Origin of the sequence: Agrobacterium sp. LY4 (genome assembly GCF_001526585.1) — a bacterium.
Classification (GTDB): domain Bacteria; phylum Pseudomonadota; class Alphaproteobacteria; order Rhizobiales; family Rhizobiaceae; genus Agrobacterium; species Agrobacterium leguminum.
Genome location: NZ_ASYA01000052.1, coordinates 230,671 through 252,590 on the forward strand (window position 1 = coordinate 230,671; position 21,920 = coordinate 252,590).

Here is a 21,920-nt window from a genome sequence, read left to right on the forward strand (position 1 = left end):
CAAAGTCACCCTGCCTGCGTTAGACCGCACGACCAAGAGAAGGCTCGATAGCGGCGTGAGGGTTTAGTTTCAACCAGCCTGCCTGCCGCTCAGAATATCATCGAGGACCGCCATTTGCTGGCGATTCCATTCAATTGCGTCCTCAAACGCCCTGTTTCCCAGTTCCTGCCGCTGATCGCGGCTGGAAGCGAGCTGCAGGATCGCGTCGGCGAAAGCCCGATGGTCATTGTCCTCCACAATGACCACGCCGCGCCGGTATCGCTCCGAAAGTCCCCTCACACCTGTGCGGGTGCTGATCGTCGGCACACCGGCAGCCAGGGCATCGAGCAGTTTTATATTGATGCCTGTTCCGAGCGTTATGGGATTGATGGAGAGCGGCGCGCGCGCGAAGGCGTCCTTCAAATTATCCACGCGCCCGAGCTTGAGAATACCTTCCCCGTCTTCGATCTTGCCGCATATGCCGCCCGCCAGAACCAGACGAATATCCGGCTGGGCAGCCCTGACCAGCGGCATGACGTTCTGCACGAACCCCTTCAGGGAAATGATGTTGGCGTCGTTGCCGGAACCGAGGAACAAGAAGTCGCTCGGTGTGAAGTCTTCCACTCTTCCACCGAGATCGAGAATATGGCTGACGGTCGCAACAACCGGCGGCTCTGCCCCCAGCCGCTGCCTGAACGTCCGCTCCTCTTCCTCCTGAATGGCGACCACCACATCCGCACGGCGGAAAGCCCTGCTCTCCGCGGCCGGCGGAACGGAGAACCAGTATCCATATTTGTTCGCGGTGTTGACGAAAGCCTTGTGTCGGTCCGCGAAGGAATCATGGGTATCGAGAATGCGCAGCACACCCTTCGACAACCCCAGGAACGCCCGCGAATGAAAGGCATATTCGACAATGACGGCATCGATGCCAAGCCGGCGCTGAAGGTCCCGAACCTGCCGGCCAATTTCGGGATAATAGAACTCGTCGAGGTGATTATGAAAACCGCTGTCGTGACCGAGAAGGCGGTGGACCTTTCGAATCGCTCGAAACGCTATGACTTCAGCTTCGAAACCCAAATCCCCGATAAGCCGTGTTTTAAAACGATTCCGCTGCCGTGATACGAAATGCAGGCGTCCGGAACCGAATTCCGCTTCATGCACGACCGGATCGAAATCGGCGGCAATCGGGGTATCAACATAGACGAAATGCACCTCATGTCCCAGGCTGCGAACGGCACGCGTCAGCTGGAGAATCCGGCTGCGATTACCCTCGGACGCAGGAACGGCGGGAATGGCTGAGACGAAAGCGACTTTCATGAGAACGATTGATTCTGTTTTGGAAAGGACTCGAAAATCTGAAAATTGTTTTTTGACAGGCTGAGAACATCAGGCAATTTCCGCTTGACCTGCTCGCGAAGGTCATCAGCATTATCGACGAACTCCATCAAGGCATTCCTTATTCCGTCATCGCTATAGAAGGCGGAGGGAGCGAGCAGTTCCGACGAAGATAGGGCGAAATGCTGGTATAGCCCTTCGAATTTCCCCTGATAGGCGATACATATGACCGGAACGCCTTTACCCAGCCCTGCTATTGCGAGATGCATGCGCCCACTGACAATTCCATCCAGTTGCGCTGCAATGCCCTTGAGAACGGACGCGGACCACTTGCCGTTCAGATATCTAACCCTATCTGCCAGCGAATCTGGAACCTGCCCGGCAATCGCCTGAAGGCAAAGTTGGTCGCCGAAACCCTCCCGGTAATCATGCGGCATAAGCAACCAGCAGACGGGTCGTGCATCCGCCACGAAGTGCAATGCCTCAGCTCCACGCTTGATGATGGTATCGACCTGGCTGCGGTCAGCATTTTTGAACAGCATGGGATGCAGGTTGAAGCCCATCACCCTGTATCCCTCGTCACGTTTCCGTTTGATCCAGGAGACGGTATCTTCATCCGGTTCTGAGGCAACAAGGCTGAACGCCGAATCGGCAACCAGCACCGCGTTTGTCCTGGCGAAAGATTGCAGGCGGCTGAGGGAAACCGGATCGCGCACATTAATCGAGACGTCAGGATGCAGGGCGCTATAAAACATAGCCAGAGCGGGATGGGGCGCTTGATTGAAACTGAAACCGAGGATGACATTTTTTATCCCGGCAACCGCAGCCAAATCAGCACTTGCCAAGAGTTTTGCGCTGACCAACGGATGGTAATATCCATCCATGACATCCGCCCCAACCACCACGACGCAATCGTATCGCCGCACTTCAAAGTGATTTAGAAGTGCTCCGGAAAAATCAATTTCGCCAAAGAGATCGACGGGATTAAATCCCCTCTGGCGAACCAAGTCCGCGGCACCTGTTCCCTCGACCAATATATCGATTTCGACATCAGGATTTCTTGCGCGAGCATGCTGAACTGTCGCGGTGATCATGGCATCGTCGCCGATAGAGCCAAAAACGGAATAGGGATCGCAGGCGACAATCAAAACCCGATTTATATGATCCCCACCGGGTAGTCTTTTTATACGTCGCTTTTGCTCCTGCAGCGTGTGAAAGAAGTGACGAATGGTAACATCCTGATTGCGGCGTTCATTGTACTTCACCCATTCACGATGCAGCGGCGCGGGAATGATTTTTTTTATGAGCTTACGCATTCACTTCCTTCCGTGGGAGTACCTTGCTCGTGACGAAAAGAAGAGCCGACCGCGCCTGCGTTCGGGCAACCAGCGCTATGAGCAAAAAATAAGTTAAGACGAAAATAGATCCGAGCAGTATTGCAGACATGAAATCGCCTAAACCCAGCACGGAAACTTCAGGGCGCATCCATTGAACGATGACAAAGCAGAGACCGCTGGTGGCAAAACTCGGCAGAAGCAGAGAGATTATTCTTCGGAGCGACACGCCCAATTCGCGCGAAACATAAAAGAACGTAAAGGGCGTGGAAGCAAGTTGGCCAAATACGTAAACAATGACGAGTTCATCGATACCGTCTGTCGGTATGAAGACAATCATCAGAATTGTGGCAATCGATTTGACGGCGCCGGCAATCAATACCTTGTTCGGGCTGCCGCGTGCGGAGAGAAACGGGCCGTTTTGAAATTGTACACATTGTAAAGCACCGAGAAGCAGCAGGGGTCTCGCGATCTCATCTGCCCCTTGCCACTGCGCCCCAAACAAAACGCGGCAAATCTCCGGCGTCAATGCCGCAAAAAGCACGAAGGCTGGTGTCGAGACAATTGCGGATATTGCGATCAACTGCTTGTAAAGTTCCGCCATGCGTTCACGCTCGTGCGAGACGCGCGAAAGCACCGTCAGCGACACGTCATAAAGTGCCGACTGAAGCAATTGCATGAGAAGTTGATAAAGGCGGCTGCCGACGGTGTAGAGGCCAAAGAGCGCGACCCCGTAACGCCCCAGGATCATGAAATCGATCAGGCGCGTGGCCGCGAAATCGACAATGCGAAGGCCGAGCGCCGACGAACCGAAGCGAAGCAGTTCGACGAAGGTACCGGGGTTGAGAGTGGTGCCCGGCAGCCAGTGCGGCTTTCGCCAGAGCCAGATCAGTGTGACGATGGTGGCGACATAGGTCTGCACGACGAGGCTCCAGACGCCCATGCCCATGATCGCGAAAACAATCGCCACGCCGCCGCCGACGATGTTCGATATGAATGTTCTGATCGCCAGCGGCTTGAAAGCCAGTGCGCGGCGATAATTCACCTCCTGAAACATCGAGGCTGTGTTCAGCGGCAGCAATATGCAGATAGCCACGATCACCGGCGCCAGCCCTTCGACCTCGAACCAACGTTCCAGTTCCGGTGAGAACACGCAGACGGCAATGGCCAGCACCGTTGCAACCGCAACCGAGGCATAAAAGGGCAGATTGACGTGGCCGGGTTCCAGGTTGCGTTTCTGCACGATCGCATCTGCGAATCCGAACTCCGACACCATCTGGATCAGCATCAGCACCAGCCCGGCGGTGGCGACCATGCCGTAATCGGTGGGACTGAGGAAACGGGCCAGAACGATGAAGAGAATGGAGGTGAAAAGCTTGCCGCCCCAGTTCTGGACGATGGACCAGAACACGCCTTTCAGGGCAGCATTGCCTATCGACGTAGCTTCGGACATCAATTCACCACCCGTAAAGCCGGCCGTGTTGACGCAACATGCGCAGCGACCTCGACGCCCAGGCCGTGAAAGCGGAGGCTGCCCTTATTGCTTCCCACCATATGCTCTCTCCTTCGAAGAAAACCGCAGCAACAGACCGGGTCCGTTGCCGGTTAAGATGCACGCAGGGTTCGGCTTTGCCTGTAGCGCGTCAGGACGTCCTCATAGAGTTTCACATAATTTTCGCCGACCCGACGCGAGGTGGATTCCTCGACAATGTTTCCGAAATCCGCCTCCGTCGGCAATTCTTCGCGCGAGAGCGTCAGCACCCGGCGGATACGGGCGGCAAGGTCGCTGGCGTTGCCTGGCTCAAACAGCCAGTCATGGTTGGTCTCGCCAATCAGCTCCGGAATGCCGCCGGAGGCTGCGCCGATGACCGGCACGCCCATGGCATAGGCTTCGTAGATCGTGCGTGGCGAAGGCTCTGCCCAGAAGGAAGGAACGATGAGCACGTCGATCTCTTCGAGAAACTCCTTCGGTTTCGCCCAGCCGACAAATTCGATCGGCAGATCGCCGGCCTGAGCCGTGAAACGTTCGATCGAATCGTCCATCGCATGGCCGGCGACCAGACAGCGCCAGTTGCCGTGACCGATTTCCTTGAAGGCATCGACCATGTTGCCGACGCCTTTTTCCGTATTGATACGGCCGATATAACCGAAGGTCAGCGGTCGGCCAGTGCGGTCGATCTGCCGGCGGGCGACGGGATCGCCCTCGGGAACCGTGCAGGAATAAAAGATGACGCGGCGCAGGCTTTCCGGAATGTGGTGGAAAAGCCCATGATTGACATGCGTCTTGAGGATTTCCGTGCCGACGCTTGCGACAGCGCCGATATAACGCTGGGTGAATTTCTTGGTGAAATTCACCGCCTGACAACCGAGATGGATGTGCTCGCAGGGCTTGCCGCCCTTGAACATGGCGGCGTTGCCGCACAGGAGATCATATTCGCAGATCGTGTGAACGATCGGAATGCCGCGCTTATGCGCCGCCCGCCACACCAGCGTCGTCACATCCAGAAGCGAGTGGGTGTTGAGAACGTCAGGCTTGAAATCGTCGAGAACGGCTTCGAACTGCTTTTCGACGTCGAAATTCCACTGCTGCTTGAGCTTCTGCATGCGCCGCTGCTGCGGCGAATATTGCGGCCAGTCCTCGAGCCAGAAATCGTTATTATGGAACATGCGGTAGACGGAGACGCCGTTGCGCATGGTTTTCGGTTCGGCCTGCCGCTCGATACAGGCGGCGCCGACCGTATGTCCCATGGAAACGAGTTCCTCGGCGAGATGTTCGACCGAGCGTTCGCATCCACCAACGATATGCGGCGGATAAAGGCTGCTAAGATGGAGAATTCTCATGCGGATACGCTCTGTTTTCCTTCATCGAAAATCTATGGCGTCCATCCCGGGCTCGTTCGTCTCCCCTCATTCCAGGAGACCAGTGAGACATCTGCAAAAATAAAAGAGCCGGAGCAGAACTAATGTTTGAAAATATGAATTACCAAAATCTACTTTTCAAAAAGCACGGGAATCGACGCTATTTCAAGTGATTTTTTTCGCGGCGCGGCAAAAGCCATGCGGTGTTGCGAAAAGAACCGGTCTCGTGTTACGGTTTAGCCACTTTAAAGTGCAGGCAATCGGGAGAAATCGGTTGCGTTGCAGCTGATGATCATATTCGAGTTGATAATATCTGTTTTATTTCAAACACATGGATTTCAGGGCGATCGTAGATGCCGAAAACTTCCAGGACATTCTGATCTCGACGTGTTGAGAGGCATCATCGCCATTTAAACGGCGACGTCCATGTGATGACGTCTGGATTATATTTTCTCCGGACACACCAGGAGGCGCAGATGAATGGAAAAACGCCGATCGCCATGGGCAGCCTGACACGGCGCAACCTGCTTTCAGCCGCGCCGCTTGCATTGGTCGCCGCCTCCGGTTTGCAAGCCATTCCCGCACGGGCGCAGACGGTTGCTTCAGCCAGTACCGAAGCCTTTCTGGACAGCGTAGGGGTGTGCGGTCACTTCACCCGTCCCACGGGCATCTATCCCGAACAGTTCGAGCGGATCGTGCCCGAACTCGAAGCACTGGGCGTCCGGCATCTGCGCGATGACGGGCTGATCACCGCGAGAGATAGTCGCGACAGCCCCGTCTTTCGGCGGCTGCGCCGGATCGTGGCGGCGGGCGTTCGCCTCACCGTCATCTGTTACGACAATCTCAACCCTTACGTTTCCACGCCGCTCGACAGGCTGGCGGATTTCTACGACTGGTGCGACGCGGGTATCGATGTTTTCGAGGGCAGCAATGAACCGAACCTGACGAAGGATCCGCAAAATGCTCCGCGCATTTCGGCGGAGCATCAGGCGGCGCTGCACGACACCATCCGTTCGGTTCCGCGCCTGAGTGCGGTGCCAGTTGCGGCGCCAAGTTATGTCCTGTCGAACACAGCGCTGGCGCTGGACCTGAAAAACGCCTGCGATTACGGCAATATCCACGCTTACGCCGGGATGGAGCATCCCGAAACGACCGGTCCGGGGGCACTCTCGAAATCCGTCGCCGCTTCGGCGCATATAGCGGCCGGCAGACCGGTGCTCGCCACGGAAATGGGCTACCATACCTCGCTGCAAACCAAGACATTTCATTTCCCCGTCACCGAAGGCATCAAGGCGCGCTATATGCCGCGCATGCTGCTCTGGTGCTTCATCAGCGGTATCCGCCGGTCCTATATCTATGAAATGGTTTCAAGCTTCGCCGCCGATGAGACAAACCCGGAATCCTCCTTCGGCCTCCTGCGCCACGATCTGAGCCGCACCCCGGCTTACGAGGCCGTTCGCGCCCTTCTTTCTCTCTGCAAGGCAGAACGGCAAACCGGACCGGAGGAACGACAGCTCGATTTCCTCACCGCCGATTCCCAAAGGTTGTCGCTGCATCTGGTGAGACCGGACGGTGCTTTGCTCGTGCCTGTCTGGCTTGGAATTTCCGGCTGGCAATGGCCGGCCCGCATCGAAAACCCGCCCGCCGAACGGGTTGCGACATTTTCGGTGGCCGGCCAGCATAGTCACGTTATCGCACACCGTTTCCGCGATGACGGCTCCGTTAGCCAGCAGACAATCACGCAGGAAAGCGGACAATACCGGCTTTCGGTCAGCGACCAGCTTACGGTTCTGGAAGTTTTCTGAATGGCGCGCAGGAAATGCCGCATCGCAAAATTGTGTGTATCGCGTCGCGTTATTGCATGATAGCCTGCTTGAATACTGGACTTCCGCCCCGCAAAAGCGGCGCAATATAATACTAAATATATCTTTATTCTTATAGATTGACGATGATGAAAAACTTTAAAGAAGCGCCCGCTGCCGGGGCGCAGCGTCTTGATGTTCTTCAGGTGATGCGCGCCGTTGCGGCAACCATGATTGTTGCGCTGCACGCGGACGTGAACTGGCCATTCACGCTTTTCCCATTGCATCTGCTGCGGCTGGGCGGCGGTGTCGACCTGTTTTTCGTCATTTCCGGCTTCGTCATCGTTTATGCGTCCCGGCCCTATTTCGCAGCGACAGGCGGTCGTTCGGCGTTTCTGCTGCGCCGGTTTCTCCGCATCGTTCCGCTTTACTGGTTTGTGCTGACCCTGCGGCTCGCCATGGCCGCCAGCGTGACCCTTATCAGTGCGAAGGCCTTTCCGCCGTTACAGTCGATTCTGACCTCCTACCTGTTTATTCCCTATGACAGCATGGGTTATGGCGACGCCTATCCGTTTCCGCTGATCGATCTCGGCTGGACGCTGAATTACGAGATGTTCTTTTATATCGTTTTCGCAGCGTTCATCTTCCTGCCGCTGGAGCGCGCGGTATTCACGACAGCCGGCGTGCTGTTTGCCGCCGTCATGATCGGCTCCGCCTTCGATCTCGGCCTGCCATTCAGCTTCTGGTTCCAGCCGATCATTCTCGAATTCGTCGCGGGCATGTTCCTGGCGGTCCTCTTCCTGCGAGGCGTTCGCCTGCCGCCCCTGCTCGGGCTCGCAACGGCCCTGTGCGGCCTGGCGCTCTGGATGCTAACCGATCTGAACAGGATAGGATTCCAGTGCGATCCGGGCTGTTACTCGTTTTCGCGTCTGCTGGTTTTCGGCGGCGGCGCGATTCTGCTGATGGCAGCGGCGACCTTGACCAGAAACATCTCCCTCCCCCGTTTCGCACAGCCGCTGGCAAAACTCGGAGATTCATCCTATGCGCTTTACCTGCTGCACCCGTTTATCTTCCGGGGCTTCAAAATTGCGCTCGGCGGCGTCACGTTCCCGCCCGAATGGAGCAACCTCGTTTATCTCGTCATCGTCGTCAGCACCGTCGCCATAGCCCACACCTTCCACGTTTTTGTCGAAACGCCGGCCAATATCTGGCTGCGTGACCGGCTGATAACATCGCCACGGAAAGTCGCCGTGTCATGAACAAACCGGAGAAAGGCAATGGCAGCCGTTAACAATAGCTGAGGGTTTCCGCCGCAGGTTTATTTTAGCGCTTGATCCTTTGCTTGGGCTGTGCGATTTAAAAAGAAATTTTAGATGTTGGGTAACCTTGCCCGGCATTGGATGTATTTAAAGTCGTATTTTAAAAGATTTGGAGAGTTGGATGCCCCGCATTCGTAACGGCTCGATGCTCGTTGGTGCGATGTTTATTGCCAGCATGGGTCTCTTTTCCGCTGTCGCCAACGCACAGAACGTGGAAACCGCACCGCCGGCCGCACCGCAGCAGGCGCCCTCTACTGAGAGCGCCGCAACAGGCGCACCCGTCAAGGCCGCCGATGAAACCACCGCTGCATTTCTGAACCGCGTCAACACCACCAATCCGGACACGGTTTCGATTGCCGCAGCGGAACTGTTCAAGCAGTCTCCGACGCAGGGGACGATCAGGGATCTGGTCACCATCGCGTCCAGCACGGATGCGGCAACGGCCGACGTAACCGGAAAAGTGACGAGCGGGTTTCCGATCATCGCCGTTTCCACCAGCGCGGCACAGTTCTCCGAACAGCTTTCCGGCCTTATCCTGAGTGACTCCGGCCAGTTGCCAACCATCGTCGCACTGGCCCAGAAGGTCGGCAACAAGGACTTTTCCGAAGTCGTCGGCGAAGGCTTGGCGCTTGCCCACGCGACCGCGATGAGGAACGGCAATACGATACTCGCAGCCGCCATCCAGTTGCAGACAAAGGGCGCCAACGTACCCGCCGATCTCCTGATCGCCTTTAGCGAAAATATCGAAGGAACGGCTGCCGGTCCGGCTGCCCCCGCGGCTGCCGCAGCGGCGGCCTCGCCGATCGGCGGCGCCGGTTCCTCGCCGGCAAGCGCCAACAGCGTCGGCGGTTCGGGAACAGCAGGTGCCGCAGGCGGCACCGCACAGGCGGGTGGCGGAAGCCCGCCGGCTGGCCGCGGCAGATCGCTTTCAACCGGCAGCACCAGCACGACGACGAGCACAAGTCCCGTTTGAGTTTGGCTTTGTCGCCTTTCCCGTGAGGAAGGCTGCCGCCAGTTCTGTGATGCAACCGTGACTTGGCGGGCCCTGCGCCCGCCGAAAAGAGCGAGGCTGACAGTTGTTACAAAGGCACGATCCCCTGACGATGGCTGACTACGATAAAAACGGGCTGACGGCCGAATTTATCGATATCGACGCCGTTCTTGCGATGATCCGCCGGCAGTGGCGCATCGTGCTTGCCGCCGTCGCAGTCGCCGGGGCAATCGGCCTCGCCTTTGCCGCAACGGCCGTTCCGATCTATTCGGCGACGGCGACGCTGTTGATCGACCGCAACAACAGCCAGATTGTCGAACAGCTTTCGACGATCGGCGGCGTCATAGAGGATGAGGCCTCCATTCTCAGCCAGGTCGAGGTGCTGCAATCGGAAACCATCGGGCTTGCCGTTGTCGATAGTCTCAATCTTACGGAAAATCAGGAATTCAGGGCAACGCGTGCATCGCTTCTAAGCTCGATATTCGGCACCATCCGCTCACTCGTCAATGTTTCGCAATGGTTCTCGCCAGCGAAGAAAAAAGAGGCGGTGGTTGACGATGGAACCCTGAAGAGATCGCTGTCGGACCAGCTGCTCAACGGCCTCAGCGTCAAGCGCATCGGCCGGACCTACGCGCTGGAACTCACCTATAATTCGACATCGCCGGTTCTCGCCGCGCAGATCGTCAATGCCGTGGCCTCGGCCTATCTGCTGGATAAGCTGAATTCCAAATACGAGGCGACGCGGCGGGCCAGCGACTGGTTGTCCGACCGTATTGCCGAGCTGCGCCAGCGGGCGCTCGAAACCGATCTGGCCGTGCAGAAGTTTCGCGCCGAACATAATCTGATCTCGACCGGCAATAACAGCCTGCTCTCCGATCAGCAGCTGGCGGAATCCAACAGCGCGCTGATTTTGGCGCAGTCGGAAACCGCCAGGGCACGGGCGCGGGTGCAACGCATTGAACATATTCTCGCCACCGACGATGTCGATGCGGTGGTTACCGATATTCTCGACAGCTCGGTCGCCAACGATCTGCGCAAAAAATATCTCGAAGCCTCCAAGACTGAGGCGGAAATTACCAGCAGGCTCAGCAGCAACCACATTCAGGCGGTGCGTCTGCGCAATGAAATGCAGGAATACCGACGGTTGATGTTCCAGGAAATCAGCCGCATCGCGCAAAGTTACAAAAGCGATCTGGAAGTCTCCGAAGCAAGGGAAAAATCGCTCGCCGAAAGTGTCGCCAAGGCGACCGACATCAGCAACTCCGCCAGCGAGACACAGGTTCAGCTGCGCGAACTACAGCGCGAGGCCGAAACCTACAAGAACATGTACCAGACCTTCCTGCAGCGATATCAGGAAGCGATGCAGCAGCAATCCTTCCCCGTAACGGAAGCGCGCGTGATTTCCAAGGCGATGCCGCCCAGAATTCCGAGCAAGCCGAACAAGCCCATCATTTTGGCCCTGTTCATGATCATGGGTGCCGCGGCGGGTGGCGGTATCGCCATGTTCCGCGAATTCCGCGACCGGTTTTTCCGCACCGGGGAACAGGTTCGTGACGTTCTCGGGCTGGAGTTCCTCGGCAATACCCCGCTCATCCAGAACAAGGCCGTAATAGAAGATCAGGAAGGCGGCCATCCGGCCCTGACGCGCCCCACCAGCGTCGCGCGCTACGCGGTCGACCATCCGCTCTCCTCCTTCGCCGAAACCCTGCGCAGCACCAGGCTTGCCATCGATCTCGGTATTCCCGCCAAAAGCGGAGCGCGGATTGTCGGTGTCGTCTCGGCCTTGCCGAGTGAAGGGAAATCCACGATTTCCATCAACCTGGCGCAGTTGCTTGCCGGGCAGGGTGCGCGGGTCCTGTTGCTGGATGCCGATATTCGCAATCCCGGCGCCACGCGCGCCATGGCGCGTCACGCGAGCGAGGGCCTGCTCGAAGTATTGTTGGAAGGCCGCAGCGTGCAGGATGTGCTGCTTCGTGACGAAAAGACGCGGCTCGCTTTCCTGCCCACGGTGGTCAAACAGCGTGTCCCTCATTCCTCGGAACTGCTGACCTCGGCGCAGATGCACAAGCTGCTGGCCGAAGCGAGCAATGCTTTCGACTATATCATCGTCGACCTGCCCCCGCTCGGGCCGGTGGTCGATGCCCGCGCCATGGCGGGGCGGATCGACGGTTTTATCTTCGTCACCGAATGGGGCAAAACCGCCCGCAGGGCAGTGCGGAACACGGTGGAGAATGAGGTTCATATCCGCAAGAAGTGTCTCGGCGTCGTCCTCAACAAGGTGGACACCGAAAAGCTGAAGCTTTATCGCGCCTATGGTTCGAGCGAATATTATCATTCGCGCTATACACGATATTACCATGACCAGGCGTGACGGCGTGATGCGCCTGCGGAAAATCCTCGCGGTCGTACCGGTCCTCGTCATTTCCATCTTCGTCCTGTCCGTCGCGGCGCAGGCCTTTTCGCAAAGCCGGCGTTTTTCCGATATTGTCGCATTGGCGCGGATCGCCGACGACAATAATGGCCTCGCGCCAGATCTCCTTGCGGAAACGGTCCCTGAACTTCAGCCCATCGTTAGCGAAAAAATCTGCCGTTCGGATATCGTCAAAGCCGGACTGAGGCTCGTTCTGGCCGATCTCGATGCAAATGGCATCGATCCGACATCCGATTCCGGCGCGGCGCGTCTCGGTTTCGCCGAGACCTTTATTCGCCATTCGCTCTCTTGTTTTCCCGCAAATGGCGATGTCTGGCTGCGTCTTGCCATGGTTCGCTCGCTGCGCAACGCCTCGCCCATGGAAGTCGCCGTGCTGATGAACTTCTCCCAGCTCTATGGGCCTGCCGATGCCAATCTGATCCGTGGGCGTTTCGTGATGTGGCAGCAGTTTCCGAAGAACACCTTGCCCGAGGCCGAGGCGGCCCGCGAGGCGGATACGGCCGTCGTCTGCGGCAGGCAGGGAGAAATCCTGCGATGGACCCTGGCGGAAGTCTGCCCAAAGCCACCGCCGGCAGACACAAAACGCTCCGCGCCGCTGTCATGATCTGAAACGATGAAACGGCTGAGCCTCGTCCATATTCGCGGCATAGCCATCACAAACAATTCCGACAAAGCCCAAAGATATGTCGCTCACCGATGCCCGATCAGAACCGCTCTCCTCCTCGCAGCCCCCACTGGTGGCGGTTCGGGACTATGTCCGGCCGGTCGCAATAGTCGCATTCTGGGCAATATTTCTGCTGGCGCTTCTCAATAGGGGCGCAACGGAAATCGAAAGTCGCATCGTCGTCACGGCCGCGATCTATCTCCTGCTGGTGCCAGCAATCCTCCTGTTCGGACCTCCGAAGGCCGGTGCAGGCAAGGTATTCGCGGCAGCCTGCCTTTTATTGGGAGCGCTCATCGTTCAGGTGCTGTTGCAGGCATCCTCCATACCCGGCATCGCGCGCGCCAATCCGGCATGGTCCACCGCCGCCATGTTCATGCAGACTGCGCCAGCCGCCACAATCTCACTGACACCTGCGGATGACCGGCTCGGCCTCTTGAGCGCCGCCCTGCCCTTCGGCGCCTTCATGACCGGCCTCGTACTTTTCGATAGCGACGAGCGTGCGGCAAAGACGCTGCGATGGTTCGCAATTGCCGGTGGCTGGCTTGCGCTGTTTTCCATCGTGCAATTCGCGCTTTTCCCCGAAGCTCTCGGCTTCATCCAGAAGCGTTTCTATCTCGGCAGCCTTACGGGCCTTTTTGTCAACCGCAATACCGCCGCGACCTTCTTCGGTCTCATCCTTCTCACGCTCGCCGCATTATTGCACAAAAGCCTCCTCGCTCCGGATTGGGCGAGAGTAAAGGCGCTCGTGGCAAATCGCCTCACCGTGCCGGCGGAGCAGAAACAGCTCATCCGCAGAGCCGCTTTTCTCGGCGTCCTCGCGGGCTTTTGTTTCATCGCATTGATGCTGACGGGATCGCGCGCCGGCATTGGCTCAAGCCTCGCAGCGCTGATTGTCCTGATCCTGCTGATTGTGTTCAACTCCCCCGCCAGAACCGGCCGCAATGGGGCCTCCAGCCGGCGCAGGCAGCGCGGGACGAGACGTCGTGCCGCGCTCCTGATCGCAATCGCTATCGCCCTCTTCGCGCTTTTCGCCAACCGGGTGGCGCTTCGCATGGAAACGCGTTTGGAAGATGACATGCGCTTTTGTTATATGCCGGGTATCGCGCGCGCCATCGCCGACAATTGGCCGCAGGGGTCGGGCCTTGCAAGCTTTACGGAAATCTATGCGCCATATCATGTGGCGCGGTGCGGGGTGGACGCCGTCGTCACCCATGCCCACAATGTCTACGCCGAAGGGCTGCTGACACTCGGTGCGGCCTTCCCGTTTTATCTCGCTTTTTTTGTGCTCATCCAACTGGTGATTTTCATTCGCGGGGCATTGAAACGCAGAAACTATCGTTATGCCTCTCATCTCGGCCTTGCCGCGCTGCTGCTCGTCCTGCTGCATTCGACACTTGATTTTTCGCTGCAGATTCCGGGCTTTGCCATGGCCTATGCCGTTTTCCTCGCCCCGGTCGTCACGCTTTGCCTGAACCCGCCCGGAATGGAGCGGAAGGGTCGCAAACGGCGGAGACAATTTCCGGAAGACGCTGCAATGCCGGCGCCAGGCCATTCAGGCCAGACAGTACAAACGCCGCTTCGTCTGCAATAACGGATCTCGCGGATGCAAAACAGGTTTCGTGATCTTAAAGGCGCAGGAATTTAAGCATGCGGATATTGCAGATAACCTCGCTGTTTTCTCCGGATCGGGTGGGCGGTGCGGAAATATTCGTGGAAGACCTTGCGCGTGGACTTGCGGATAAGGGGCACACGGTCGCAGTGGCCGCCATCTCGCGTGAAGAGCAGACAGCGCAACAACGCGATGGTTTCACCATTCACCGCCTCGGGCATACCACGCCGTTCTTTATCGGCGACTGGGGGCAACAACCGGAATGGAAGCGAAAATATTATAAGATCGCCGTGCAACTGGATCCGCGCCTCGTTCGCCGGCTTGCGCGTGTGATCGATGATTTCCGACCGGACGTGGTCAATACCCATTCGCTATCGGAACTGACGCCGCTGATCTGGCCGATGATCCGCAAGCGCGGCGTTCCGCTGGTTCATTCGCTGCATGATTTCACGAGCATGTGCACCAATGGCTCCCTGTTTCATGATGGGCATATCTGCGATGGCAGCAGCAAAAAATGCCGTGCCTTTTCCTATCTCCACCGGCGTTGCCAATGCGCGGTCGATGCTGTCGCCGGCGTCGGTCGCGATATCGTCGAACGCCACGTGCGGGCCGGGTTTTTCACCCATGTTTCCGAAAACCGCCGCACGGTGATCTGGAACGCCATCTCACCGCCAGATTCGCCAGAACCGCGCACTGCCCGCACGCCCGGCGAGCCGCTGGTTTTCGGCTATCTGGGCCGCATCGAAGCAGCGAAAGGGGCTGACTTGCTGATCGAAGCGTTGCGGCTTTTGCCGCCGCAGGGCTGGCGGGCGGTCATGGCAGGCCGCGCGCCTGATGGCATCGAGACCTATCAGCAAAGGGCAGCCGGCCTGCCGGTCGAATTTCCGGGTTATGTGGAGGCCGATCGTTTCTTCGCCGGCATAGATTGCCTCATCGTACCGCCCTTATGGCCGGAGGCCTTCGGCCGCACAGTTGCTGAAGCCATTCTGCGCGGCGTACCCGTCATCGGCGCAAATCTTGCGGGTGTTGCCGAACAGATCGGCGCGGACAGGCCGGAACGCCTGTTCGCCCCGGGCAATGCCGCCGAACTGGCCGCACGCATGGCAGAGGCGATGCGCAATCCCGCCATGCTTGCGGAAACACCTGAAACCCGGGAGAGAATTCGCCAGGGCGTTGAGCCTGAAGGGGTCATTGCGGCCTATGAAAAGCTCTATGCGGATGTTTGCAAAACCGCATGACCGTGACGACAGCGTCCCTCCTCAGGCTGCGGCTCCTTGCTTGAAAAGCCGCGCGTAGCTCTCCGCCGCCTTCCGCCACGAATATAATTTGCGGTTTTCATAACCCGCCTTGCGGAGATTTTCTGCCAGTTCCGGATTGTCCAAAAGTCGCTCAAGCGTGTCGACAAGGCTTTGAGCATCCTCCGGATCGAAAGTCAGTGCGCCTTCGCCGGCAATCTCCGGTGTTGCCGAACGATTGGAACAGACCACCGGGCATCCCAGCTGCTGCGCTTCCAGCACCGGCAGGCAGAAGCCTTCATAGGTGGAGGGGACGCAAAGGCAGGCTGCGTGACGGTAAAGTTCGGCCAGTTGCCGGTCATCTATGCCGGAAAGCCGGATCAGCCGGGCCTGCAGCTCGGGATCGTCCAGCGTGCCGGCGATTTCCTCCGCCTCGTCGCGGCCAACATGCACGATGCGCAAATCCGGCCATTTTTTACCGAGTATGGCAAAGGCTTTGCCCAGGAGAGCGAAATTCTTATTGGACGTCGCGTTTCCAACCGCCAGTATGTAGCGTCCGGGAACAGGCGGCACCGTGTCGAAAGCCCCGGGATCGACATTCAGCGTGCTGTCGGAATAAATGGTAAGGCTCTTATCGGCAGCGGCTGGATAGAAACGTCCAAGATCCTTCCGCGTCGCTTCGGATACGCAGATGACTTGATCCGAACCGGCCATCATCAGCTTGAAGATGAAATCGGTCGTCAGGGTCGCCCGCCAGCCGATCTGTTCGGGAATGGTTTTGAAATAAAGATCATGAACAAGGGTGAGACGCCGTTTGCCGCCGAGGGGACTTCCGAAAGGATCGGTATTAAACAGCACATCGATGCCATGCCGGCGGCAGAGCGCGGGCAGCATCGCGGCCTGACGCACCACATCGAAAACCATGACGCGTGGCCGTGGAGTCTCGATGAGCTGCAACCGGCTGTCGCGCAGGTTTTCAGGCAGTTGCGCCCGCGTCCAGGGAGAACGCAAAACATAATCGTCGGTCGTCTGTTCCAGCAACCGCTCCAGCAGGCTGAAGGTCACGCGGGCCACACCGGAGGCCTTGCCGCCATATTGGCTCGGCATGTTTACGAGAATGCGCATCCTGGCCCTTCCGCCTGCCGGCATTGCCTGTTCCTGTCGATCGCCGGGCGAAACCTCACGCCGCCTCCGTCAGCAGCGCGGAAACGGAGCGGCAGGTTTCCTCCAGCGAGAAACGTTGGCTCACATCCTCCCGCCCCTTTTGCGCCAGCCTTTCCGCCACGGCCGGTTGCGACAGGACACAGCCGATCGCCGCCGCCAGCGCCGATGCATCTCCCGGCGGCACGAGAAGGCCGGTTTCACCGTCACGGATGATTTCGGTAACACCGCCGCCGCGCGTGGCGACAACCGGACGCCCGCACATCATGGCCTCCACCACCACCCGGCCGAAGGGCTCGGCAACAATCGAGGTATGAGCAACCACATCCATCGCCGCCATCAGTTCCGGCACATCCGGGCGGAAACCGAGGAAACGGACGCGACCGTCGAGACCGAGACGGGATGCCTGTTCGCGGATGCGCGCCTCATAGGCCTCCTGCCCGAAAAGCGCACCGCCGACGATGACCGCCTGCACGCCCTCCATCGCCGCAATCGCGTCCAGAAACACATGCTGTCCCTTCCATTCGCTCAGCCGGCCAAAAAGGCCGACAAGCGGTTGCGGACCAAAGCCCAGTTCCGCACGCAGCCGCGCGGCCGTGCCGGGCTCGTATAGCCTTGCTTTCGCAGGGTCGAAGCCATTGTAAACGATGCGAACCTTATCCGCCTCACCGCCGGCCTCGATGAAAGCCCGGCCCGTCTCTTCGGAATTGACAGCCACCAGCCTGGCGAAAAGGCGCGCAAATGCCAGCGAGGCACGGCGGTTGGTGGCGCTGAAAGCCGGATCGGTGACGATATCGTGTAAAATCCAGACGAGCGGCCGGCGGCTGAGCTTCGCGGCCAAGGCACAGACGAAAAGCGCTTTTTGCGAATTGGCGCAGATCACATCATAGCGCCTCGCCTCCCGGCTCAATTGCCAGGCGACCGCCATCACGTCAGCCGCTCCGCGCAACAGGGCGCCGAAGGACGCATTGCGGCGGATCGACAGCATTTTTTCTCCAGCGGACAGCATGATCGGAGCCCGCCCTGCATCAATGAGATCATCTGCGGCCGCTCCGCCACTGAGAAAACAGGCGCGCCAGGAGTGTGGGCCCGCCTTGACGAGGTCCGTCAGAAAAAGTTCGGCGCCGCCCTTCTCTCCGGTATGGCTGACGAAAAGAGCGGATGTCATGACATCTCCCCTGCCGGATGAGAGGACCCACGACGCATCTGTCTATAATTGCGGGCATGACGAGCAGGCCGGCGGAAAGAACGGACCTGCCTGAAAGCTGCGTGGAAACGCATATCGCTAGATAAAAACACCAGCATCAAAACCTTTATTCGCAATAAAATTCAACAATAATAATTAGAATAGTATTCTATTTTTACGCTTCAAGCGAGATCAAAGAAAAATTCATGACGCTCGTTTTCATGCGCTGTTTTCTGTTTCGCTCCCGGCATTTTTTCCCCGGTCCTCGTGGCGGAATTATTCTGAAGCCAGACCAGGAGAACGAACGATGACACCGCCCGAACACAACATATGCATATATACGGCGCGAACGGAAGAGGTGGCCGCATGATCGGTTTGACGCTCGGCATACGTCCCCGAAACATGGGTGGCATCGGTTTTTCCCTGACCGCGTTCTCGCCCCTGCGGGCCCGTCTGGCGGCCGGCCAGAATGCCACGATCTTCGTGAACGGCGACAGCACCGCCCATGCCGAAGCCGGACCATTTCAGCAATTTGCGATGATGCTCGGCGATCTTCACGATACGACTGTTGTGTTATACCGTTGGGCGGAATGGGAGACGAGCGCCGCCACCGGGCCAAAAACCTATGCCGCCCCAGTCACGCTGCGTGCCGGCAAGGGGGCGACGCTGACGCTCTATCTTGCGACGTTGCCCGGCGGTATGGCGGGTTACATGCTTGCGGAACAGCGCGCAGCAGCGCTGAAGATTACCCGCCCCGATCTCTGCATCATGCATCATGGCCACAATATGCAGACCTTCGAAGCGCCCGGCGGCATTTTGAGCTCCGGACGATCCACCCTGCTCGGACCGCTGGGAATGACCGAATGGCAGTGGCCAAATGCTCCACAACTCATCACCACCCAGAACCCGTGGCGGGATGGGACGGGTTACGACAAGGTCTATCAGGCGATCCTCGACCTGGCCCGATCCCATCCGAACCTCACGCTGGTGGATACGCATGCCGCATTTCTGGCGAAGGGCAAGGACGCCGCGCTTTATCGGGACAATGTTCACCCGAACGATGCGGGCTCCCGGCTGATTGCCCGGACCCTGTTCGATTCCTATCTAGGATCGGCAGGCGATAACAACTTCCAGACACCTTGCTGGCCAAAGCTGCCTGCCGCCAATCTCATCGGCAATGGCGATTTCTCCGATTGGACTGGTTCCGTTCCGACGGGCTGGGGAATGACTTCACCAGGCTCCGCCACCAAAGCCACCGACATCATCTTCTCCCCGTCCTTCGCAAGCAGCCTCGCCCTCTCTCCAAATGGCAGCCAGATCGCCGGGCTTACGCGCAATTTCCGCAATGCGGAAGCCATAGCGATGATAGGCAGGACCGTTTCTTTCGCTGTGCTTTACAAGAACAACGAGAAGCAGCGTCTGCCCTACATAACGCTGGTTACGAAAAGCGGCGGCTCAGTCCGGACAATCGCTTGTTCCGCCCTGCAATTCGGAGGTGCCAACATCGCCGGCAATAGCGGTTGGATGTGGGCGATAGCCAACGGGGTCGCCATAGACCCCGATATCAACCCGGCGGGGTATAATTTCTATCTGCGAATCCTTCCGGCATTCGGGACCAGCGCGCCCACCTCGAATGAACCGGTTCACATTCAGCGCGTCATCGCCGTCGAAGGGGATTTACCGAGAGGCAATCTGATCTCGTGACGAAACGATAAAATATCTTGCGCGGCGACATCATCGAGCCCAATAGTGGTCGCCATATTATATTGATTGCCGCGCGGTAGCGCTGTCCTGTGGACAGTCGAAATCCGCCCACAAAAGATAGAAACCGCGGATGAAAAGACCAGCAAATCATGCGGCATTGCGCCAGCCCGCTATACCGGGTTTTGTTTTGGCAATGCCGCTTTACCCTTCAAAAATAATCAATATTCCCGGCATCTTTCTCGCGATATTCGTTTTCGCCATTGGTTTCTTCATTCAATGCAATGTGGCGACCAGCAATATTGGCCTGCGTTTCCTCAATATTACCGACATGCTGGTGCTGATGACGCTGCCCGTCATCGCGCTGCTTTACATTCGCTGCCTGACGCCGTCGATCATCCTGTTTTATCTTCTCCCGCTGACGGTGCTGTTTATCCTCACGACGCTCTTTGCCGACGCGCGCGGCGATGGCGAATTTTATACAACGGCGATGACCTATTTTTATGCGGTCTATTTTCTGTTCTTTGCCTATCTGCTGTTCAAGGAAAACCTGCTCGAACTGTTCTGCTGGGGCATATTTGCGGGCTTCATAGCGGTGACGATCCTGCTTTTCCTGGACATCGTCATCCATGACCAGCTCGCCTCCCTCGGATTGTCCTTCATGTTCGATGAGGCGGGCGTGCTGGAGCTTGCGGCGAAAGGTGAGATAACCCCGCTGCTTTTGCGCGTCGAAAAGGCAGGCGGCATCTGGCCCGTGGGTAACACGGCTGGACCGGCCTTCGCGCTGGCCGGAGCAGCGGCGGCCTATGTCGCCGAACGCCACAAACGCCCCGCGCTGTTTGCCGTGTTTCTACTTGTATATCTTGCGAGCTTTACCCTTACGCTTAACCGCTCGGGGGTGTTTGCCGTCCTCGCCATCGGGCTCTATTTCTACGTCCGGAATTTTTCGATCAAAATGTTGCTCAGCACCTATTTCGGTTTTGCCTTGTGCGCCCTCGTCATCGCCGCCGTTTTGCCGCTCGGCGCTTTCGATTTTGCGGAGCAGGCCTTTTCGAAACGTTTTCTCGAGGACAGCAATAGCAGCAACAACTTGCATGAGCGGTGGGAGACGATCACCGGCGGTTTTCAGGTCATGTTCCAGCATCCTTTGGGCATAGGATTTACCGCACGATATGAAGAACTTGCGCAGATATCGAGGATCGGCACGCCACATAATGGTTTTATGGCCACCGCCTATGCTTCCGGGTTGGGATTTTGCATCATGAGCGCCTTCGCGCTTTTTTATGCAATTTTCCGGAAACGCAAAATCGGCTTTTTCGCCTATTCGGCAATCGGCGTCATTATCGGCTATCAATTTGAAGAGCTGAATTTCAACCCCGTCTTCATGGCCCATGTGGGACTTGCGCTTGCCTATGCCGCCATTGATCTGGACTTCAGGCTTTTCCTGAAAAACACGATGATACGGATGCTGGGCACGGCAGACAATGCGCGCAACCGGGAAGAAGGAAGCCTCATCGGAAACAGGCCGGGTCTAAGTCCGCCTATGTTCTGACCGAACGCTTCAGGCGACGTCGAGGATCTCGATCTCCCTCCCGCCCAAACTGACGAGATCGCCGGCCGCTTTTCCCATCAGCACCCTTGCAACCGGGGAAACATAGGACATCGTTCCCGCAGCGGGATCGGCCTCATCTTCGCCGACGATCCGGAACCGTTGCGTTCGCCCGTCATCGCGGCTGAACGTCACCAGGCTGCCGAAGGCGACGACGCCATCCGCTGGCGGATCAGGCATCAATTGCGCGGTACGGACCCGCTCGGAAAAATATCGCAGATCGCGTAGCGGGCTGGCGGAAATGCGTCGCCTTTCATTGATGTCTTCAATGGCATTGGCCGCCTCACAGGCTTCGCGCGCCAGACGCAACTGCTCTTCCAGCGCCTTCAGCCCGGACTGCGTTACCAGATTGGGATGACGCGAGATTACCCGATCCGGCAGAACGGTTTCGGCTGCGGTTTCCGCACTGTCTTCCTTGGTAAAGGCTACGCTCAATCCTGACACTCCATTCCCGATATGCCCCGCGACATATCTGCGATCCGCCCCAATCCTGCCATCGCCCGCAGGGGCACCGCAAGACCGCGCTGGGCCGGTTCAAAAACGAATATGTAACAGGCGGAAGCGGGTCATGACAACGCGCCCGTTCAACAGCTGAATGCAACCGCAACGGAACATACCCCTCATATTTCGGCCTAACAGGAGGCTTTTTGCCCTGTTAGGGTGTGCAGCAGGAGGAGTGAGACAGCAACGCTAACGGACAGGAGA

General features: G+C 57.9%; 16 protein-coding genes. 9 read left to right on the forward strand and 7 right to left on the reverse strand.

Annotated features, from left to right (window positions below; all coding sequences use genetic code 11):
• Window positions 1-69: 69 nt before the first annotated feature.
• From L904_RS24550 to L904_RS24565, 4 genes are all read right to left on the reverse strand, one after another.
• Window positions 70-1,296 carry a glycosyltransferase family 4 protein gene (locus L904_RS24550; protein WP_035264340.1) on the reverse strand — a complete coding sequence of 409 codons (1,227 nt, stop codon included), beginning with the start codon at window positions 1,294-1,296 and terminating at the stop codon, window positions 70-72.
• Window positions 1,293-2,630 (reverse strand): polysaccharide pyruvyl transferase family protein, encoded by a 1,338-nt coding sequence (locus L904_RS24555; protein ID WP_020811773.1) that lies wholly within the window; start codon window positions 2,628-2,630, stop codon window positions 1,293-1,295. The genes L904_RS24550 and L904_RS24555 overlap by 4 nt, the downstream gene beginning before the upstream one ends.
• Entirely contained in the window at window positions 2,623-4,101 is a 1,479-nt protein-coding gene (locus L904_RS24560) for a lipopolysaccharide biosynthesis protein (protein ID WP_020811772.1), read from the reverse strand. Before L904_RS24560 ends, L904_RS24555 begins: the two co-directional genes overlap by 8 nt.
• 152 nt (window positions 4,102-4,253) lie before the next feature.
• Entirely contained in the window at window positions 4,254-5,489 is a 1,236-nt protein-coding gene (locus tag L904_RS24565) for a glycosyltransferase family 4 protein (RefSeq protein ID WP_020811771.1), read from the reverse strand.
• Between the two features lie 494 nt (window positions 5,490-5,983).
• Here L904_RS24565 and L904_RS24570 point away from each other — a divergent pair, with 494 nt between their 5' ends.
• From L904_RS24570 to L904_RS24600, 7 genes are all read left to right on the forward strand, one after another.
• Window positions 5,984-7,312: a hypothetical protein gene (locus L904_RS24570; RefSeq protein ID WP_020811770.1), complete on the forward strand. Its 1,329-nt coding sequence runs from the start codon at window positions 5,984-5,986 to the stop codon at window positions 7,310-7,312.
• Between the two features lie 143 nt (window positions 7,313-7,455).
• The gene (locus L904_RS24575; RefSeq protein WP_031234179.1) at window positions 7,456-8,568 is read left to right on the forward strand and encodes an acyltransferase; all 1,113 of its coding nucleotides are present in this window, start codon (window positions 7,456-7,458) and stop codon (window positions 8,566-8,568) included.
• Between the two features lie 181 nt (window positions 8,569-8,749).
• Entirely contained in the window at window positions 8,750-9,601 is an 852-nt protein-coding gene (locus L904_RS24580) for a hypothetical protein (RefSeq protein ID WP_020811768.1), read from the forward strand.
• A gap of 130 nt (window positions 9,602-9,731) precedes the next feature.
• Window positions 9,732-11,990 carry a polysaccharide biosynthesis tyrosine autokinase gene (locus tag L904_RS24585; protein ID WP_035264338.1) on the forward strand — a complete coding sequence of 753 codons (2,259 nt, stop codon included), beginning with the start codon at window positions 9,732-9,734 and terminating at the stop codon, window positions 11,988-11,990.
• Window positions 11,977-12,654 carry a hypothetical protein gene (locus L904_RS24590; protein ID WP_020811766.1) on the forward strand — a complete coding sequence of 226 codons (678 nt, stop codon included), beginning with the start codon at window positions 11,977-11,979 and terminating at the stop codon, window positions 12,652-12,654. Before L904_RS24585 ends, L904_RS24590 begins: the two co-directional genes overlap by 14 nt.
• A gap of 79 nt (window positions 12,655-12,733) precedes the next feature.
• A complete protein-coding gene (locus L904_RS24595; RefSeq protein WP_020811765.1) occupies window positions 12,734-14,305 on the forward strand; it encodes an O-antigen ligase family protein in 1,572 nt (523 codons plus the stop codon).
• A 56-nt stretch (window positions 14,306-14,361) separates the two neighbouring features.
• Window positions 14,362-15,561: a glycosyltransferase family 4 protein gene (locus L904_RS24600; protein ID WP_020811764.1), complete on the forward strand. Its 1,200-nt coding sequence runs from the start codon at window positions 14,362-14,364 to the stop codon at window positions 15,559-15,561.
• Between the two features lie 21 nt (window positions 15,562-15,582).
• Here the strand turns inward: L904_RS24600 and L904_RS24605 are convergent, their stop codons facing one another.
• Window positions 15,583-16,683: a glycosyltransferase family 1 protein gene (locus L904_RS24605; protein WP_020811763.1), complete on the reverse strand. Its 1,101-nt coding sequence runs from the start codon at window positions 16,681-16,683 to the stop codon at window positions 15,583-15,585.
• 55 nt (window positions 16,684-16,738) lie between these two features.
• Complete coding sequence (locus L904_RS24610; protein ID WP_020811762.1) at window positions 16,739-17,887, reverse strand: glycosyltransferase family 4 protein; 1,149 nt, start codon at window positions 17,885-17,887, stop codon at window positions 16,739-16,741.
• A 384-nt stretch (window positions 17,888-18,271) separates the two neighbouring features.
• Between L904_RS24610 and L904_RS24615 the strand changes: the two genes are divergently transcribed.
• Both L904_RS24615 and L904_RS28250 read left to right on the forward strand, forming a co-directional pair.
• On the forward strand, window positions 18,272-19,609 hold the full coding sequence (locus L904_RS24615) for a hypothetical protein (protein ID WP_020811761.1): 1,338 nt from the start codon (window positions 18,272-18,274) through the stop codon (window positions 19,607-19,609).
• A 130-nt stretch (window positions 19,610-19,739) separates the two neighbouring features.
• Window positions 19,740-21,158 carry an O-antigen ligase family protein gene (locus L904_RS28250; protein ID WP_031234176.1) on the forward strand — a complete coding sequence of 473 codons (1,419 nt, stop codon included), beginning with the start codon at window positions 19,740-19,742 and terminating at the stop codon, window positions 21,156-21,158.
• Window positions 21,159-21,167: 9 nt separating this feature from the next.
• Here the strand turns inward: L904_RS28250 and greA are convergent, their stop codons facing one another.
• Entirely contained in the window at window positions 21,168-21,650 is a 483-nt protein-coding gene (gene greA, locus L904_RS24625; protein WP_020811759.1) for a transcription elongation factor GreA, read from the reverse strand.
• Between the last annotated feature and the right edge of the window lie 270 nt (window positions 21,651-21,920).

Bases quoted from the DNA above. Each gene is read 5' to 3' on its own strand.
- L904_RS24550 (WP_035264340.1), bottom strand. From the start codon at position 1,296: ATGAAAGTCGCTTTCGTCTCAGCCATTCCCGCCGTTCCTGCGTCCGAG.
- L904_RS24555 (WP_020811773.1), bottom strand. From the start codon at position 2,630: ATGCGTAAGCTCATAAAAAAAATCATTCCCGCGCCGCTGCATCGTGAA.
- L904_RS24560 (WP_020811772.1), bottom strand. From the start codon at position 4,101: ATGTCCGAAGCTACGTCGATAGGCAATGCTGCCCTGAAAGGCGTGTTC.
- L904_RS24565 (WP_020811771.1), bottom strand. From the start codon at position 5,489: ATGAGAATTCTCCATCTTAGCAGCCTTTATCCGCCGCATATCGTTGGT.
- L904_RS24570 (WP_020811770.1), top strand. From the start codon at position 5,984: ATGAATGGAAAAACGCCGATCGCCATGGGCAGCCTGACACGGCGCAAC.
- L904_RS24575 (WP_031234179.1), top strand. From the start codon at position 7,456: ATGATGAAAAACTTTAAAGAAGCGCCCGCTGCCGGGGCGCAGCGTCTT.
- L904_RS24580 (WP_020811768.1), top strand. From the start codon at position 8,750: ATGCCCCGCATTCGTAACGGCTCGATGCTCGTTGGTGCGATGTTTATT.
- L904_RS24585 (WP_035264338.1), top strand. From the start codon at position 9,732: ATGGCTGACTACGATAAAAACGGGCTGACGGCCGAATTTATCGATATC.
- L904_RS24590 (WP_020811766.1), top strand. From the start codon at position 11,977: ATGACCAGGCGTGACGGCGTGATGCGCCTGCGGAAAATCCTCGCGGTC.
- L904_RS24595 (WP_020811765.1), top strand. From the start codon at position 12,734: ATGTCGCTCACCGATGCCCGATCAGAACCGCTCTCCTCCTCGCAGCCC.
- L904_RS24600 (WP_020811764.1), top strand. From the start codon at position 14,362: ATGCGGATATTGCAGATAACCTCGCTGTTTTCTCCGGATCGGGTGGGC.
- L904_RS24605 (WP_020811763.1), bottom strand. From the start codon at position 16,683: ATGCGCATTCTCGTAAACATGCCGAGCCAATATGGCGGCAAGGCCTCC.
- L904_RS24610 (WP_020811762.1), bottom strand. From the start codon at position 17,887: ATGACATCCGCTCTTTTCGTCAGCCATACCGGAGAGAAGGGCGGCGCC.
- L904_RS24615 (WP_020811761.1), top strand. From the start codon at position 18,272: ATGATCGGTTTGACGCTCGGCATACGTCCCCGAAACATGGGTGGCATC.
- L904_RS28250 (WP_031234176.1), top strand. From the start codon at position 19,740: ATGAAAAGACCAGCAAATCATGCGGCATTGCGCCAGCCCGCTATACCG.